Source organism: Myxococcales bacterium (assembly GCA_016717005.1).
Taxonomy (GTDB): domain Bacteria; phylum Myxococcota_A; class Polyangia; order Haliangiales; family Haliangiaceae; genus UBA2376.
Window position 1 is genome coordinate 1 of sequence record JADJUF010000003.1, and the last position, 13,762, is coordinate 13,762.

Genomic DNA, 13,762 nt, shown 5'->3' on the forward strand with positions numbered 1-13,762 from the left:
TCTTCACCTCGAGCGACAAGGTCGTCAGCATCTTGGCGATCCTCGTCGGACAGGTTCACGTAAGAAGTCCGGGAACTCGCGCACCGCCGCGCCACGACCTCGAGCACCTTCCTCCTTGGTGCTTGTCGGCGGCGTCGCCCAGGTAGGCCGCCACGCTCGGGACGTTGAGCTCCTTGCTCCTAGGCGCCGCAGGCTGTCCTCGGTCGAGAACACCGCGCCCATCCCGGCGGGGTGAAGGTCCGCCGCACCAGGTCGGGCACGAAGGTCCGACAGGCGCTGCCGCAACGACTCCGACAGCCCGTCCTTGTCGCCGTGTGGGCCCGGTCGGATCCTCGCTTCGTCGGTGGCCATGCCCTCCCTGCGTACCGACCCCCGACCCCGCGCGAAGCACGCCGCGTGTTACGCTGCCCTCGTCGTGGACGCGGCCCGGCGCACCTCGCTCACGGACGCCGCCGAGGATTCGAGCGATTATCCGGCGGTGGCGGCGGCGCGTCCGCCCGGGGCGCCGCTGCGCGAGGGCCGCCCGCCGCGCCGGGCGCTCCGGTTCCTCAAGGCCTACTGGACCACGTTCCGGGTGATCCACAGCTACCTGTGGCTGCGGTTCTGGGCCCGGTGGCGCTCCGACGAGTGGGTCGATCGCCGCCTGCGCGCCGCGCACCTGCGCAACGCCCGACGGATCGAGCGGACCATCTGCGAGCTCCAGGGCCTGTTCATCAAGGTCGGACAGGTCATCTCGATCATGACCAACTTCTTGCCGGAGGAGTTCCGGCGCCAGCTCGAGGGGCTGCAGGACCACGTCCCGCCGCGGCCCTACCCCGACATCGCCGCGCGCATCCGCGAGGAGCTCGCCGGCGAGCCCGACGCGGTCTTCGCGTCGTTCGACCGCACGCCGATCGCGTCGGCGTCGATCGGCCAGGTCCACCGCGCGCGCCTGCACTCGGGCGAGGACGTCGCGGTCAAGGTCCAGTACCCCGACATCGACGAGATCGTGCGCGGCGACCTGCGCACGCTCCGTCGGATCTTCCGGATCGTGCAGTGGTTCGTGCCGTACCAGGGCCTCGACGACGTCTACCGCGAGATCCGCGCGATCGTGCTGGCCGAGCTCGACTTCCGGGCCGAGGCCGACAACGGCGATCGCATCGCCGCCAACTTCACCGATCGCCCCGACGTGGCGTTCCCCAAGGTCGTGCGCGAGCGCTCGACCGCGCGCGTGCTGACCACGCGCTTCGAGCCCGGCGTCAAGATCTCCGACGCCGCCGGCGTCAAGGCGATGGGGCTCGACCGCCGCGGCGTGGCCCGGCAGGTCGTCGAGGTCTACTGCCAGCAGATCTTCACCGACGGCGCCTACCACGCCGACCCGCACCCCGGGAACCTGCTCGTCCGGCCGCGCGCCGACGGCGAGGGCGCCGAGCTGGTGTTCCTGGACTTCGGCGCGGTCGCGACGATCTCGCCCGAGTTCCGGCAGGGCATCGTCGAGCTGATCCAGGGCGGCCTGACCCGCGACACCCCACGGATCGTCCGGGCGATGCGGCAGATGGGCTTCGTGGCCCGCGGCGCCGACGACCGCGTGTTCGAGCAGGTCATCGAGTACTTCCACGATCGCTTCAGCGAGAGCATCTCGCTCGACACGCTCAACCTGAAGGATCTGAAGGTCGACCCCGAGAAGACGCTCGAGAAGAGCCTCGAGAGCCTGGCCGACCTGCGCAAGATGGACATCTCGTTGCGCGAGCTGTCCGAGAGCTTCCACGTGCCCAAGGAGGCGATCGTCCTCGAGCGTACGCTGCTGCTGCTCACCGGCCTGTGCACCGAGCTCGACCCGACGCTCAACCCGATGGCGGTGATCCGGCCGTACCTCGAGCGGTTCGTGCTCGGCGACAGCGACTGGTCGGCCGTGCTGATGGACACCAGCCGCGACGTCATGATGAGCGTGGCGTCGCTGCCCGGCGAGCTGCGCCGGTTCCTGCGCCAGGCCCACGCCGGCGACCTGCGCCTGCGGGTGTCGAACCTCGACACCTCGAGCCAGCTCCTGTACCGGCTCGGCCACCAGGGCATCTTCGCCGCGGTCGGCATCGCCGGCGCCGCGTTCGCGCTGGTGCTCGAGGGCCGCGGCGAGCTGGCGCGCGCCGACTGGGGCTGGTGGACCGCGCGCATCGCCGGGGTGATGCTGGTGTGGTCGTGGTGGACCTCGCGCGCGCTCTTGCGGCGGAAGCGGACATGATCGTCGTCGCCGCCCCCGGGTTCGAGGACGCCGCCGAGGCCCTGCGGCTGTCGCTCGACGCGGCCGCGTGCTCGAGCCTGGTCCGGCAGTTCCCCGACGGCGAGTGCTACGTGCGGCTCGACGGCGACGTCGCCGGGCGCGAGGTCGTCGTGGTGGGTGGCCTCGATCGCCCGGCCGAGCGGCTGCTGCCGACGCTGTTCCTGGCCGCGACCGCGAAGGACCTGGGCGCGCGCCGGGTCGGCCTGGTCGCGCCGTACCTGTCGTTCATGCGCCAGGACAGCCGGTTCCACGCCGGCGAGGGCCTGACCTCGGCCTACTTCGCCCGGCTGCTGTCGAACGCCTTCGACTGGCTGTGCACCGTCGACCCGCACCTGCACCGGTGGTCGTCGCTCGACGCGATCTACCGCATCCCGACCCACGTCGTCCACGCCGCGCCCGCGATCGCCGCGTGGATCAGCGCCCACGTCGACGCGCCGGTGCTGATCGGCCCCGACGCCGAGAGCGAGCAGTGGGTGGCCGCGGTCGCCCGCGAGCTGGGCGCGCCGTTCGTGGTGCTCGAGAAGACCCGCACCGGCGACCGCGACGTGCGCGTGTCGACGCCCGACCTCGACGGCCACCGCGACCGCACGCCGGTCGTGATCGACGACATCATCTCGACCGGGCGCACGATGATCGAGACGCTGCTCCACCTGCGCGCGCTCGGCACGCGCGAGGCGGTGTGCGTCGGCGTCCACGCGGTCATGGCCGATCGCGCCCACGACGATCTGCTCGCCGCCGGCGCCGCCCGCGTCGTCACCTGCGACACGATCGCCCACCCGTCGAACCGGATCGCGGTCGGCCCGCTCCTGGCCGACGGCGTCCGGGCGCTGCTCGCGCACTGACGACGGCGCCGGCGCGGACGCGCGGACGGACGCGCCGTCGATGGACGCGCGCGCGCCGGGCCGGTCGTCACCCCGCCATCAGCGCGACCGCGGCGCGCAGCGCCCGGGCGGCGCTCCACAGCGCGGCGGCGTTGCGGCCGGCGTCGGCCTGCTCCTGGACGTCCGCGGCCTGGTCGAGCTCGTCGGCGTGGGCCGCGATCGTCGCCGCCAGCGCGGCGTGGCCCGCGGTCGGCGCCGCCGCGATCAGCTCGGGCGCGCCGAACTCGAAGCACGCGAGCAAGCAGCCGCGGGCGTACGCGGTGATCACCGCCGGGCCAGGCCGGGCCCGCGCCAGCGCCAGCAAGGTCCGCAGCAGCCGGGCCGCGCGCTCGTCGTTCCAGGTCCGGATCCGATGGCACAGCGCCCGCTGCGCCCGCGCGAGGTCGGGGCCGAGCCCGAGCTCGTCCTCGGCGCCCGCGATCGCCGTGACCCGCGCGTCGGCCACGCGCGCGCGCGCCCGCTCGTGCGCGGCGGCGGCGACGTCGGCCGCGGCCAGCGCCGCCGCGACCACGCGGTCGACCTGCGCGTCCGCGACCACGCGCAGGTCGGCCACGACCACGTGCTCCTCGTACACGCGCGCCGGGTCGCCCCCGTGCTCGATCGTCGTGCGCTCGACCAGCGCGTCGCCGACGACCAGGTGGCGCGTCACCCACAGGTCGTCCTCATCGCTGAACGTGCGCCCGTGGAACCAGCGCGCGACCGTGCCGCCCGGCTCGATCAGCGCGAACGACTCGTCGCGCCGCGCCAGGATCAGCTCGCCCGCGCGCCATCGCATCCCGGCAGTGTACGCCGCGGCGCCCCGCGACGCCCCGCGGCGTCCTGACGATGCCCCACCGCACCCGAGCGCCGCGCGCGCGATGCCGAGCCCGGCGAGGTCGCCCGGACGGACGTGGCGACTCATGCTGTCGAGCGCCGAGCTCCGCGCAGCCGGGCCCACTCGGCGTCGTCCGATCTTCGTCCGGTTTTCGGACAGATGGCCGAGCACCGGACGCGGCCGGACAGTGGTCGCAGTCAGATCGCGGGGATGGCGCTGGCAGGCCGCTTGCTCATGGGCTGGCGCGATGTCGCTGCCCCGCCCGGTCCGGCCCGGAAGGTTCCTGCCCCCCCCGGTCCGGAGGCGTCCGGTCCGGAGGCGTCGCGAGGGCGGCCCAGCGTCGAACGCGCGCAGCGCGCTCCGACCGGGCTGTGATCTCGACGACCCAGGAGTTGACGCCGTCCCCTGGCTCTATCCAACGAGCTTGACTGCTTAGCTAGGTTAGCTAGACTCACTTCGTGAAGATCGTGAACATGCACGAGGCCAAGTCGACCCTGTCGCAGCTCGTCGAGCAGGTCGAGCGCGGCGAGGAGATCGTGCTGGCGCGAGCCGGGACCCCGGTGGCCCGCCTGGTGCCGCTGCGTCCGTCGTCCCCGCGCGTGCTGGGTCGGTGGCGCGGCCAGGTCCGGATGGCCGACGACTTCGACGCCCCGCTGCCCGACGACGAGCTCGCGGCCTGGACCGGCGCGTGATCCTGCTGCTCGATACCCACGCGCTGATCTGGGCGCTCGAGGACAGCCCGCGGCTGTCGCCGACCGCCCGCGCCGCGATCGTCGATGGCAAGAACACCGTGCTCGCCAGCGCCGCCTCGGGCTGGGAGATCGGGATCAAGCGCGGGCTCGGCCGCCTCGACACCCCCGACGACCTCGAGGCGGCGATCGACGCGGCCGGCTTTGGCAAGCGCATGATCACGTTCGCCGACGCCCTCCGCGTCGCCGCCCTGCCACCGCACCACCGCGATCCGTTCGACCGCATGCTGGTGGCCCAGGCGCTCGAAGACGGGATCCCGCTCGTCAGCTGCGATCCGCTGGTCGCCCGCTATCCGATCCAGATCGTCTGGTGACCGTCGCCGCCGCTCGACGGGCGCGCCATGCCCATGCCGCCCGGCGTGCGCACGCGATGACCGCACGCGTTCGGCGCAGCCTCCGATCACCTGCCCGGGAGGCGGCCCTCCGAAAACCGTTCTTGCCTGCCGCCAGTCTGGCGCCCCCGTCGAGGCATCCGAGGACAACTCGAACCCGCGCCGAACGATCTGGGCCGTCTCAGGAGACCCCGGCGCATGTCGGAGGAGCTCAGCGAAGGCGCCTCGCGCGCGTCCCGCTCAGTCCGGGATCGTGCCGGGGTCGGTGACGTCGACCGACCACTGGAAGTTGTCGAGCGCGACCAGCGAGTCGAGGACGTGGTCGCTGGTGTCCCAGATCGCCAGGCGCAGCGTGATGATCTCGCCGCCGACGACGTTGCCGCTGGTCTGCAGCCAGCCGGTGGCGCCGCCCTGGAGGCTGTTGCCGTCGCAGTCGCCGGGCGACGCCGAGTCGAGGCCGGTGCCCGCGAGCTGGCCGGTCCCGGCGCAGGTGTTGATCGTGCCGGGCGTCGAGGCGAACGCGCAGCCGGTGCTGCCGTTGACGCACTGGGTGAACAGGCCGGTGTCGCCGTAGCCGAGGTTCACGCCGACCGGATAGATCTGCATGGTCGACGGCTGGCGGTAGAACGCCAGGTTCTTGTCGGTCGGGTTGGCGGGCACGCCGGCCCAGGTCGAGTCGAGCAGCGCGACGAAGAAGTCGTTGTACGGGCTGCACACGTACTCGGGGAACTCCGCCGAGAAGAAGTTGGACGCGAACGAGAACGACTTGGCGTTCGACGGCACGCGGATCCGCAGCGTCAACATGACCGAGTCCTCGGCCATCGACAGCGCGTTGACCGCCGGGCAGCCCGGCGCGTTGGGCAACATGCCGCCGTTGGCGGCCAGCCAGTCGGCCGGGAACGGCGCCGAGGTCAGGTGGTTCGACGACAGCTCGAAGTCGACGTGGGCCGGGCTGCTCTGCCCGACCGCGGCCGCGGCGCCGCTCGACAGGAGCGCCATGCCCAGGCCGCCGCCCTGGGGCAGCGTGCCCGGGCCGAAGTTGGGGCGGATCGAGTGGCCGACGGCGTTGGGCGTGCCCGCGCCGTTCGCCAGCGACAGGGTCGCGCTGATGACACCCCAGCGGCGCGAGGCCTCGGTCGCGCTGGTGCACAGGTCGATCGCGCGCGCGTAGTCGACCGCGTCGAGCGAGTTCGACGGCAGGCCCATGTCACACACGCTCACGGTGTTGTCGATGTTGCCGTCGCAGTCGTCGTCGACGTCGTTGCCGGCGGCGTCGAACGCGCCCGGGTTGACGAGCTCGGGGCGGGTGCAGCCGGACTCCGTCGTCGCAGCAGTCGCCGTCACAGGTCGTGAAGCCGTCGCCGTCGAGATCGACGTTCTCGTCGGGCTGGCCGGTGCAGTCCTCGTCGATGCCGTTGCCGCACACCTCCTCGGTCGGCAGCACCTGGCCCTGGCACAGGCTCCACTGGTGGTTCGGCAGGCAGCTCCGGGTGCCGCCGCGGCACGGCCCGACGCCCTCGGTCGCCGGGACGCCGTCGTAGCAGGGCATGGTCTGGCCGGGCGAGCAGTCACTCGAGCAGGTGCCGCGCTGGCAGGTCTCGGTGCCCGCGCAGGTGGTGCCGCACTCGCCGCAGTTGAGCGGGTCGTTGTCCAGGTCGGCGCCGGGGCAGTCGGCGTTGCCAGCAGGCGAGCCGGGGCCACAGGCGGCGAACAGGACGACGGCGAAAGCGGACACGATCCAGCGCATGAGGACTCCTTCGCGAATCAGGCGAATGATCCGGCGACTCTCCAACGGATCGCCAACCGGCACAAGCGCAGAATCCCGGGGGACCGCAACCTCGGTGCGATCGGTCGGCCAGTTGTGGGCCGCGGCGGTGGCCCACCGGCGCCCGCCAGTGCCAAGCTCCGAGACCTATGGCGATGACCACGACCCCCACGGGCCTCCAGTACGAAGACACCCGCGCCGGCACCGGCGCCTCGCCGACCGGCGGCCAGACGTGCGTGATGCACTACACCGGCTGGCTCTGGGTCAACGGCGCCAAGGGCGCCAAGTTCGACAGCTCGCACGATCGCGCGCAGCCGTTCTCGTTCCCGATCGGGCGCGGCCGCGTCATCAAGGGCTGGGACGAGGGCGTCGCGTCGATGCAGGTCGGCGGGGCCCGGACCCTGCTCATCCCGCCGGACCTGGGCTACGGCAGCCGCGGCGCCGGTGGCGTGATCCCGCCCGGCGCGACGCTCCTGTTCGAGGTCGAGCTGCTCGAGGTCCGCTGACGCGGCGGCGGGCGCGACTCGTCCGGCCGTGCTAGTTTGAGGTCCACATGCGCGCGGGTTCGATCGCTCTCGCCGTCGGAAGCGCGGTCGTCGCGCTCGGCGGGCTGTACCTGCTGATCGAGCTGCGCGCCGGTCCCTCGACGGCCCCGGCCGCGGCGGCCCCCGAACCCAAGCGCGCCGCGGCGCGGCCCAGCCCGACGATCGAGCGCGAGCCGACGTCGGCCGGCGGGGGCAAGCGCCCCGACCGCCCCGCCGGCGGGAACACCAGGCTGCCCACGCCGTGGCAACGCGGCGACGCGGCGGGCCCGATGCTGGCCAAGCTCGACGGGGACCCTGCCGCCGACAAGGTCGCCAGCGACCAGGCGATGTCGGTCGAGACCGCGGATCACCTGCTCGAGGCCAACAAGCTCTACGACCGCGGCGACTACGACGGCGCCCGCACCCTCGCGGTCAAGCTGCTCGGCGACGCGCCCGGCAACGTGCGGCTGCTGCGGGTCGTGGTGTCGTCGTCGTGCATCATGGGCGACGGCGACACCGCCAACCAGTACGCCGGGCAGCTGCCCGAGCCCGATCGCGTGCAGATGGTCGATCGCTGCGCCAAGTTCCAGATCGCCCTCAAGTAGCGAGGCGCGATTGTGTCGACGCCCCGGTAGCACGGCCGCGCAAAGCGGTTACAGTCCGCGCCCGAAAGGATCTCGTCCGCATGACTCAGAGCCTGGTTGAACGTATCGGCGTCGCGCCGCACCGCGAGAAGGTCATCGAGGACTGCTGTGGCCTCGTCGACGCCCAGGTCAAGGCCAAGAGCGGCTTCTCGGGCATCGCCATCAAGGGCGTCTACGCGACGGTCAAGACCTTCAAGCGCGGCTTCGTGCCGTCGGTCGTCAACGCGATGCTCGACGAGTGGCTCGGCAAGCTGCAGCCCTACCACGACAAGTGGGCCGGCGCCGACGGCGGCTTCGCGCAGTTCCTGATCGCCCGCTCGGACGACGTCGCCGAGGACCTCCTGCTGGTCACCGACGCCCGCGCCAAGAAGAGCGAGCACGGCACCGTCAAGAACTCTACGAGAAGAACCGCGCGTCGGCCAAGAAGAACGTGGTCGAGGCCGTGCCCGAGCTGGCGCGCCTGATCGAGAAGCACCTGGCCGCGTCCGACTCGGCCGCCGCAGCCCCCGCCGCGGACGCCAAGCCCGCCGCGGCGCCAACGCCGCCGACCGCGTAGCGCGGAGGATCCGGGAAGCCGCATCCGGAATCGGAAGCGGGACCGGACGCAGCGTCAGAACCGGCGGCGGAGCCGGCGCTACTGCTCGAGCAGGTGCACCATGAGGTATCCCTCGGCGGTGCGGCGGGGGCCGGGGGCGCCCGACATCTGGCGGAAGTCCGCGGCGAGCTGGCGCCGGTTGTACGAGCGGTACAGCGCCATCGGGTCGATCTCGCGCGAGTGCTCGAGCTCGTCGATGTGTCGCCCCAGCACCCTCGAGGCCCACGCGGCGCTGACGGCGGTCTTGCCCTCCTCGCGCATGCGGCTCCGCAGCGTGCCCAGCTCTTCCCAGGTCATGTTGAACAGGAACTCCTCGAACGCCGCGGTCTCGGGCACCGACATGCCGTCGCGCGCGAAGAACTCGAGGACCTCGGGTGAGCAGTCCTCGCACACCAGCCGGAAGGTCTCGGTCGCGCCGACCAGGCAGCCGAAGTCGCTCGTGATCCGGTTGCGCGCGTGCCACGCCGACTCGAGGATGGGCGCGAAGTCGTCGATCTCGAGCGTCGAGTCGTCCCCAGATCGAGATGAGCTGATCCGCGCAGCGGCGCTTGCAGATGTCGCTGAGGTCGGGCTTGCGCAGGAGCGCGAGGAACAGGTCCTCGCACAGCAGCGTGTAGATCGACTGCGCCAGCTCCTCGTTGAGATCGTGGATCAGCCGGGCCTCGTCGACGGCGCCGTCGGACGAGCTGTTCGCCGCCGCCGTGGCCTTGATGAAGGCGCGCAGGAAGTTGATCTTGGTCAAGAGCGCCGTGCGCGACAGCGTCGCCTTGAGCGGCATCATCAGCTCGCCCGAGAGGCCGTCGAGCGTGGTCAGGTGCTCGATCAGGGTCGACTCGTCGCGGGCCTCGCCGCCCATCGAGGTCGGCGCGCGCAGCGGCCGCGAGCTCTCGAGCAGCGCGTTGGTCTGGCGCAGCTGATCGATGAGGTCGCGCAGGATCTGGGCGTCCGCGGGGGCCCGGGCCGCGACCACGCGCAGCGCCTGATCGACCACCTCGACCTCGTGGCGGTCCAGGAGATGGACCGCGACGACTTCGGCCGACTGCAACATCGGGGTCAAGCTACCACCGATATGCGGCGCTGCCGAGAGGACATGACCGCCACCGGCCGCGACCGTCGCCATCTGGGTCACGACGCGGCCCCGCCGGCCGCCTCCCGGCGCTTGAGCAAGAACCGGACGGCGGCGGCGACGAGGATCAGCACGACCAGGGCCGCGATCACCAGGTCGACCCGCTTGGCCTTCTTGGCCACCGACTCCCAGTTCGCGCCGATCTGGTACCCGAGCACCATCAGGCCCCCGCCCCACAAGGTCGAGCCGAGGAACGTCTGGAACATGAACAGCGACAGGCGCATCCGGGCGATGCCCGCGGGATCGAGATCAGGTGGCGGACCACCGGCAGGAACCGGGCGATGAGCACGGTCCAGGCCCCGTGGCGGGCGAAGAACTGCTCGGTCTTCTCGATGTCCGCGGGGCGGACGAACACGCATTTTGCCCCACTTGAGCAGCAGCGGCTTTGCCGCCGGCCGCGCCGATCCAGTCAGGATCAGCGACCCCGTCATGGCGGCGGCCGGAGTTGACCGCGAGGATCGCCGGCAGGGAGAAGCCTTGCCTGGCTGGCCATGTAGCCCGCGAACGGCATCACCAGCAGCGACGGCACCGGCACCATCGTGCTCTCGAGCACGATCAGCAGGAACAGGCCCGGGTAGCCGACGTCGGCGATGAAGTTCTGCATCCAGTGGGCGATGGAGTCGAGCACGGGCCGGCGTTATTGCTCGGTCGCCGGGGCGATGCAACCGCGGCGGGGCGCCAGTGTGACCGGGTCGGCGTGCCCACATGGCCCCACCAGCGACGCCGCGCCGGGTCGCCGCCGCATCGTGTATCGTGGTCGCAATGGGGGCCCACGTGCGATCTCTTGCTGTCCTTGCGCTCGCGACCGTCGCCTCGGCGGCTGCTTCCTGTTCAACAGCGACGACAGCGGCAAGACCGGCCCCGACGGCGGCGCCGGCTCGGCGTGCCAGGCCGCCGACGAGTGCGGCGCCGGCCTCGTGCGCCGCCGACGTCTGCATCAACCCCGGCACCGTCGGCATCGGCGGCAGCTGCTCGGCCAGCCGTGACTGCGCGACCGGCCTGCAGTGCGCCCTCAACGGGGTCTGCGCCCGGCCGGTGGCGGCACCGTCGGCAGCGCGTGCGCCCGGGCGCCGACTGCCGGAGCGAGCTCCGGTGCGAGCTCGACGGGCTCGGCGGCACCTGCCAGATGGCGGGCGCCGGCGACGTCGGCGCGAGCTGCGCCAGCGGCGCCGACTGCCTCGCTGGGCTGGCCTGCACCGCCGGCGGGATGTGCGATCGCGCCAGCGAGGCGTTCCCGCCGTTCCCCGGCATCACCTGCGGCGCCGACGAGAGCCCGTTCCGCGGCTACTTCGAGATCCCGCGCCCGAGCCGGCGCCTGGCGGACTTCTACCGGCTGCCGTTCCCCAACGACGCGCGGATCAAGGCCGACGGCACGCTCGACCTGTCCGACTTCCCGCGCCCGGGCCAGACCGCCCTCGGGGTCGATCTGGTCGCTCTCTACGCCGACGCGGCCGAGGCCGACTTCGCCGGGTTCGCGTCGATCTCGGTGGCGTCGTTCCGGTTCTCGTCGCCGCTCGACTTCAGCACGGTCGCCGACGGCGCCGCGGTGTTCCTGGTCGACATCACCACGCCCGGCGCGCCGGGCTTCGCGCCAACCGCGGCCGCGAGTTCGGCTACGACCGGCCGCGGCAAGTTCGCGTGCCAGAACCGCTTCACGCTCGGCAACCGCACCACCGACGCGCTCGAGCCCGGCCACACCTACGCGGCCTGGATCTCGACCGCGGCCCGCTCCGCCACCGGGGCGGTGCCGACCCAGGACGCGGATCTGATCGCGATGCTCGCGGCGACGCCGCCGACCGATCCCGACCTGATGCGGGCCTGGGACCAGTACGCGAAGTTCCGCGCGTACCTCGCGGCCGACAGCCGCGCGGCCGACACGGTCGCGACCGTCGCGATGTTCACGGTGGCCGACGCCAGCGCCCAGGCCCGCGCGCTCGCCGCGCAGGTGGCCGCGCGCGCGGCCCCGCCGTCACCGATCTCACGCTGTGCGACGGCGCGACCCCGTCGCCGCGCGCGCCCGCCGACGATCCCACCCGCGCCTGCGGCGACCTCGAGCGGCGGCTTCTGGGAGCCCAGGGTCGGCGCTGGCGGTGCCGAACTACCAGGCCGGCACCTGCCCTACGAGCGCCCGGTCGACGGCGGCGCGATCGCGGTCGACGGCGCCGGCGCGCCGATGGTCCAGGGCGAGCTGCCGGTGTGCTTCGCGATGACGATCCCCAAGGGCATGATGCCGAGCGGCGGCTGGCCGGTCGTGGTCGCCCACGGCACCGGCGGCAACTACCGCTCGGCCATCGGCAACGGCATCGCCGAGCGCCTGGCCCCCCGACAGCCTGATGTTCAACATCGTCAACCCGCGGGCGGCGCGCGACAACCACCTGCAGGGTGCGGTCGACGTCATGACCGCGCTGCGCCTCGGCGACGTGACCGGGCTGACCGCGCCGATGGTGGGCCCGTTCCAGCTCGACCCGGCGCGCACGTACTTCTTCGGCCACTCGCGGGGCAACAACGTCGGCATCCCGGCGCTCGCGGTCAGCGACCGCGCCCCGGCGGCGATCTTCTCCGGGCGCCGGCTCGGTGCTGATCGAGGGCATCCTCGGCAAGAAGCAGCCGGTCGACGCGCGCGCCGGCCTCGAGTTCCTGCTGGGCGAGCCGCTCGGCGGCGGTCACCGGTGATGACGATCTGGCAGCTGTTCTTCGACAAGATCGACCCGGTGAACTACGCGTCGATGCTGATCCGGCGCCCGCCGCCGGGCGTCGCGTCGAAGCACGTGGATGTCGTGGGCAAGGGCGACAGCTACTCGCCCGAGGCCACGCTGACCGCGACCGCCCACGCCGCGGGCTGCAGGTCGCGGCGCCGGTGGTGACGCCGATCGCCCTGGCGACCGACGCGCGTCCGATCACGCCGAACCGGGTCGCCGGCGACGGGCCGACGCGGTTCGGGGGCGGTGTTCCAGTACGACCTCGCCGGCGCCGCCGACGGGCACTTCGTCACGACGGAGAGCGCCGCGGCGCTGGCCGACTGGGGAGGCGTTCCTGACCTCGACCGCGGCCACCGGCACGCCGACGGTGCCCTGACACCGTCCCGGCACGGGCGCCTGGTAACGTGCCCGCGATGACCGCCACCCCGCCGGGCGCCGCCCCGGAAGCACCCGCGTCCTGGCGCTCCCGCATCTTCGCGATCTCGTGGCTGTCGTACTTCTCGTACTACTTCACGCGGAACTTCTCGGTCGCCAAGAGGACATCAGCCGAGAGTTCGGGTTCGACAAGGTCGAGCTCGGCTGGATCGACACCGCCAGCCTGGGGATGTACCTCGGGCAGTTCGTCCACGGCGTCGTCGGTGGTGCTGGGGGCCGCGCCGGCTGATCGCGCTGGGCATGCTGACGTCGGCGGCGCTGTCGGTCGCGTTCGGCACCCAGAGCCTGCTCGGCGTGCTGATCCCGATCTGGGGCCTCAACGGCTTCGTCCAGGCCACCGGCTGGCCCCGGCAACGGCAAGCTGCTGGCGTCGTGGTTCGACACCCGCCGCCGCGGCGAGATGATGGGCGTGTGGTCGACCTGCTACCAGGCCGGCGGCGTGGCCGCCAAGCTGGTCGCGATCCAGTTCCTGGTCCGGTTCGGCTGGCGCTGGACGTTCTTCGGCCCGGCGCTTTGTGGGTCGCGGTGGTCGGCGGCGCGGTGTTCCTCTTTGCTGGTGCGCGATCGCCCGAGCGACGTCGGCTTCGCCGATTTCGAGCTGCCGCCGATGGCGGGGGCCACGCGCACCGTGAGGAGCTGGCGGTGCTGCGGCGCGCGGCCCGGGCCGAGGTGCTGCGCACGTCCCGGATCTGGTTCATGGGCGCCAACTACTTGCCTGAAGCCTTCCGCGTGCGATACGCGTTCCTGTACTGGCTGCCGTTCTACCTGGCCGGGGCCACCACTACTCGAGCGAGAAGGCCGGGTACGTGTCGATCGCGTTCGACGCCGGCGGCATCCCGTTCGTGATCCCGCTCGGCATCGTCGCGGACCGCGTGCTGGGCCGGCGCCGGATCCCGACCGCGGCGCTGTCGTGCGTGGCGCTGTGCGGCGCGTTCGCGCTG

The 13,762-nt window shown here is 72.5% G+C and carries 16 protein-coding genes; 11 read left to right on the top strand and 5 right to left on the bottom strand.

Going from position 1 to position 13,762, the window contains the following annotated elements; genetic code table 11:
- Positions 1-415: 415 nt before the first annotated feature.
- Both IPL61_06610 and IPL61_06615 read left to right on the top strand, forming a co-directional pair.
- Positions 416-2,218, top strand: a complete 1,803-nt coding sequence (locus IPL61_06610; protein ID MBK9030994.1) for an AarF/ABC1/UbiB kinase family protein — start codon at positions 416-418, stop codon at positions 2,216-2,218.
- Positions 2,215-3,099 (top strand): ribose-phosphate pyrophosphokinase, encoded by an 885-nt coding sequence (locus tag IPL61_06615; protein MBK9030995.1) that lies wholly within the window; start codon positions 2,215-2,217, stop codon positions 3,097-3,099. Before IPL61_06610 ends, IPL61_06615 begins: the two co-directional genes overlap by 4 nt.
- Before the next feature lie 67 nt (positions 3,100-3,166).
- Here IPL61_06615 and IPL61_06620 read toward each other — a convergent pair whose 3' ends face one another.
- Positions 3,167-3,913, bottom strand: coding sequence for a hypothetical protein (locus IPL61_06620; protein MBK9030996.1), 747 nt, complete (start codon positions 3,911-3,913; stop codon positions 3,167-3,169).
- 497 nt (positions 3,914-4,410) lie between these two features.
- On the opposite strand from IPL61_06620, the gene IPL61_06625 reads away from it, so the two are divergent.
- Entirely contained in the window at positions 4,411-4,644 is a 234-nt protein-coding gene (locus IPL61_06625) for a type II toxin-antitoxin system prevent-host-death family antitoxin (GenBank protein ID MBK9030997.1), read from the top strand.
- Positions 4,641-5,015, top strand: coding sequence for a type II toxin-antitoxin system VapC family toxin (locus IPL61_06630; protein ID MBK9030998.1), 375 nt, complete (start codon positions 4,641-4,643; stop codon positions 5,013-5,015). Before IPL61_06625 ends, IPL61_06630 begins: the two co-directional genes overlap by 4 nt.
- Positions 5,016-5,273: 258 nt before the next feature.
- On the opposite strand, the gene IPL61_06635 is transcribed toward IPL61_06630, so the two are convergent.
- A complete protein-coding gene (locus tag IPL61_06635) occupies positions 5,274-6,377 on the bottom strand; it encodes a choice-of-anchor L domain-containing protein (GenBank protein ID MBK9030999.1) in 1,104 nt (367 codons plus the stop codon).
- Between the two features lie 576 nt (positions 6,378-6,953).
- Between IPL61_06635 and IPL61_06640 the strand changes: the two genes are divergently transcribed.
- The 3 genes from IPL61_06640 to IPL61_06650 all read left to right on the top strand — a co-directional run bounded on the left by IPL61_06640 (position 6,954) and on the right by IPL61_06650 (position 8,430).
- Positions 6,954-7,304, top strand: a complete 351-nt coding sequence (locus tag IPL61_06640; GenBank protein MBK9031000.1) for an FKBP-type peptidyl-prolyl cis-trans isomerase — start codon at positions 6,954-6,956, stop codon at positions 7,302-7,304.
- Between the two features lie 47 nt (positions 7,305-7,351).
- Positions 7,352-7,927, top strand: coding sequence for a hypothetical protein (locus tag IPL61_06645; GenBank protein MBK9031001.1), 576 nt, complete (start codon positions 7,352-7,354; stop codon positions 7,925-7,927).
- Positions 7,928-8,007: 80 nt separating this feature from the next.
- Positions 8,008-8,430: a hypothetical protein gene (locus tag IPL61_06650; GenBank protein MBK9031002.1), complete on the top strand. Its 423-nt coding sequence runs from the start codon at positions 8,008-8,010 to the stop codon at positions 8,428-8,430.
- A 170-nt stretch (positions 8,431-8,600) separates the two neighbouring features.
- On the opposite strand, the gene IPL61_06655 is transcribed toward IPL61_06650, so the two are convergent.
- The 3 genes from IPL61_06655 to IPL61_06665 form a co-directional block, all read right to left on the bottom strand.
- The gene (locus IPL61_06655) at positions 8,601-8,954 is read right to left on the bottom strand and encodes a hypothetical protein (GenBank protein ID MBK9031003.1); all 354 of its coding nucleotides are present in this window, start codon (positions 8,952-8,954) and stop codon (positions 8,601-8,603) included.
- Positions 8,955-9,686: 732 nt separating this feature from the next.
- Positions 9,687-9,911 carry a hypothetical protein gene (locus IPL61_06660; GenBank protein ID MBK9031004.1) on the bottom strand — a complete coding sequence of 75 codons (225 nt, stop codon included), beginning with the start codon at positions 9,909-9,911 and terminating at the stop codon, positions 9,687-9,689.
- A gap of 203 nt (positions 9,912-10,114) precedes the next feature.
- On the bottom strand, positions 10,115-10,315 hold the full coding sequence (locus tag IPL61_06665) for a hypothetical protein (GenBank protein ID MBK9031005.1): 201 nt from the start codon (positions 10,313-10,315) through the stop codon (positions 10,115-10,117).
- A 429-nt stretch (positions 10,316-10,744) separates the two neighbouring features.
- Here IPL61_06665 and IPL61_06670 point away from each other — a divergent pair, with 429 nt between their 5' ends.
- The 4 genes from IPL61_06670 to IPL61_06685 all read left to right on the top strand — a co-directional run.
- Positions 10,745-12,268, top strand: coding sequence for a hypothetical protein (locus IPL61_06670; GenBank protein MBK9031006.1), 1,524 nt, complete (start codon positions 10,745-10,747; stop codon positions 12,266-12,268).
- A 91-nt stretch (positions 12,269-12,359) separates the two neighbouring features.
- Positions 12,360-12,551 carry a hypothetical protein gene (locus tag IPL61_06675; GenBank protein MBK9031007.1) on the top strand — a complete coding sequence of 64 codons (192 nt, stop codon included), beginning with the start codon at positions 12,360-12,362 and terminating at the stop codon, positions 12,549-12,551.
- A gap of 319 nt (positions 12,552-12,870) precedes the next feature.
- Positions 12,871-13,050 carry a hypothetical protein gene (locus IPL61_06680; GenBank protein ID MBK9031008.1) on the top strand — a complete coding sequence of 60 codons (180 nt, stop codon included), beginning with the start codon at positions 12,871-12,873 and terminating at the stop codon, positions 13,048-13,050.
- A gap of 132 nt (positions 13,051-13,182) precedes the next feature.
- Positions 13,183-13,762 (top strand): hypothetical protein (locus IPL61_06685; protein ID MBK9031009.1); only part of this gene is annotated, 580 nt, incomplete at its 3' end.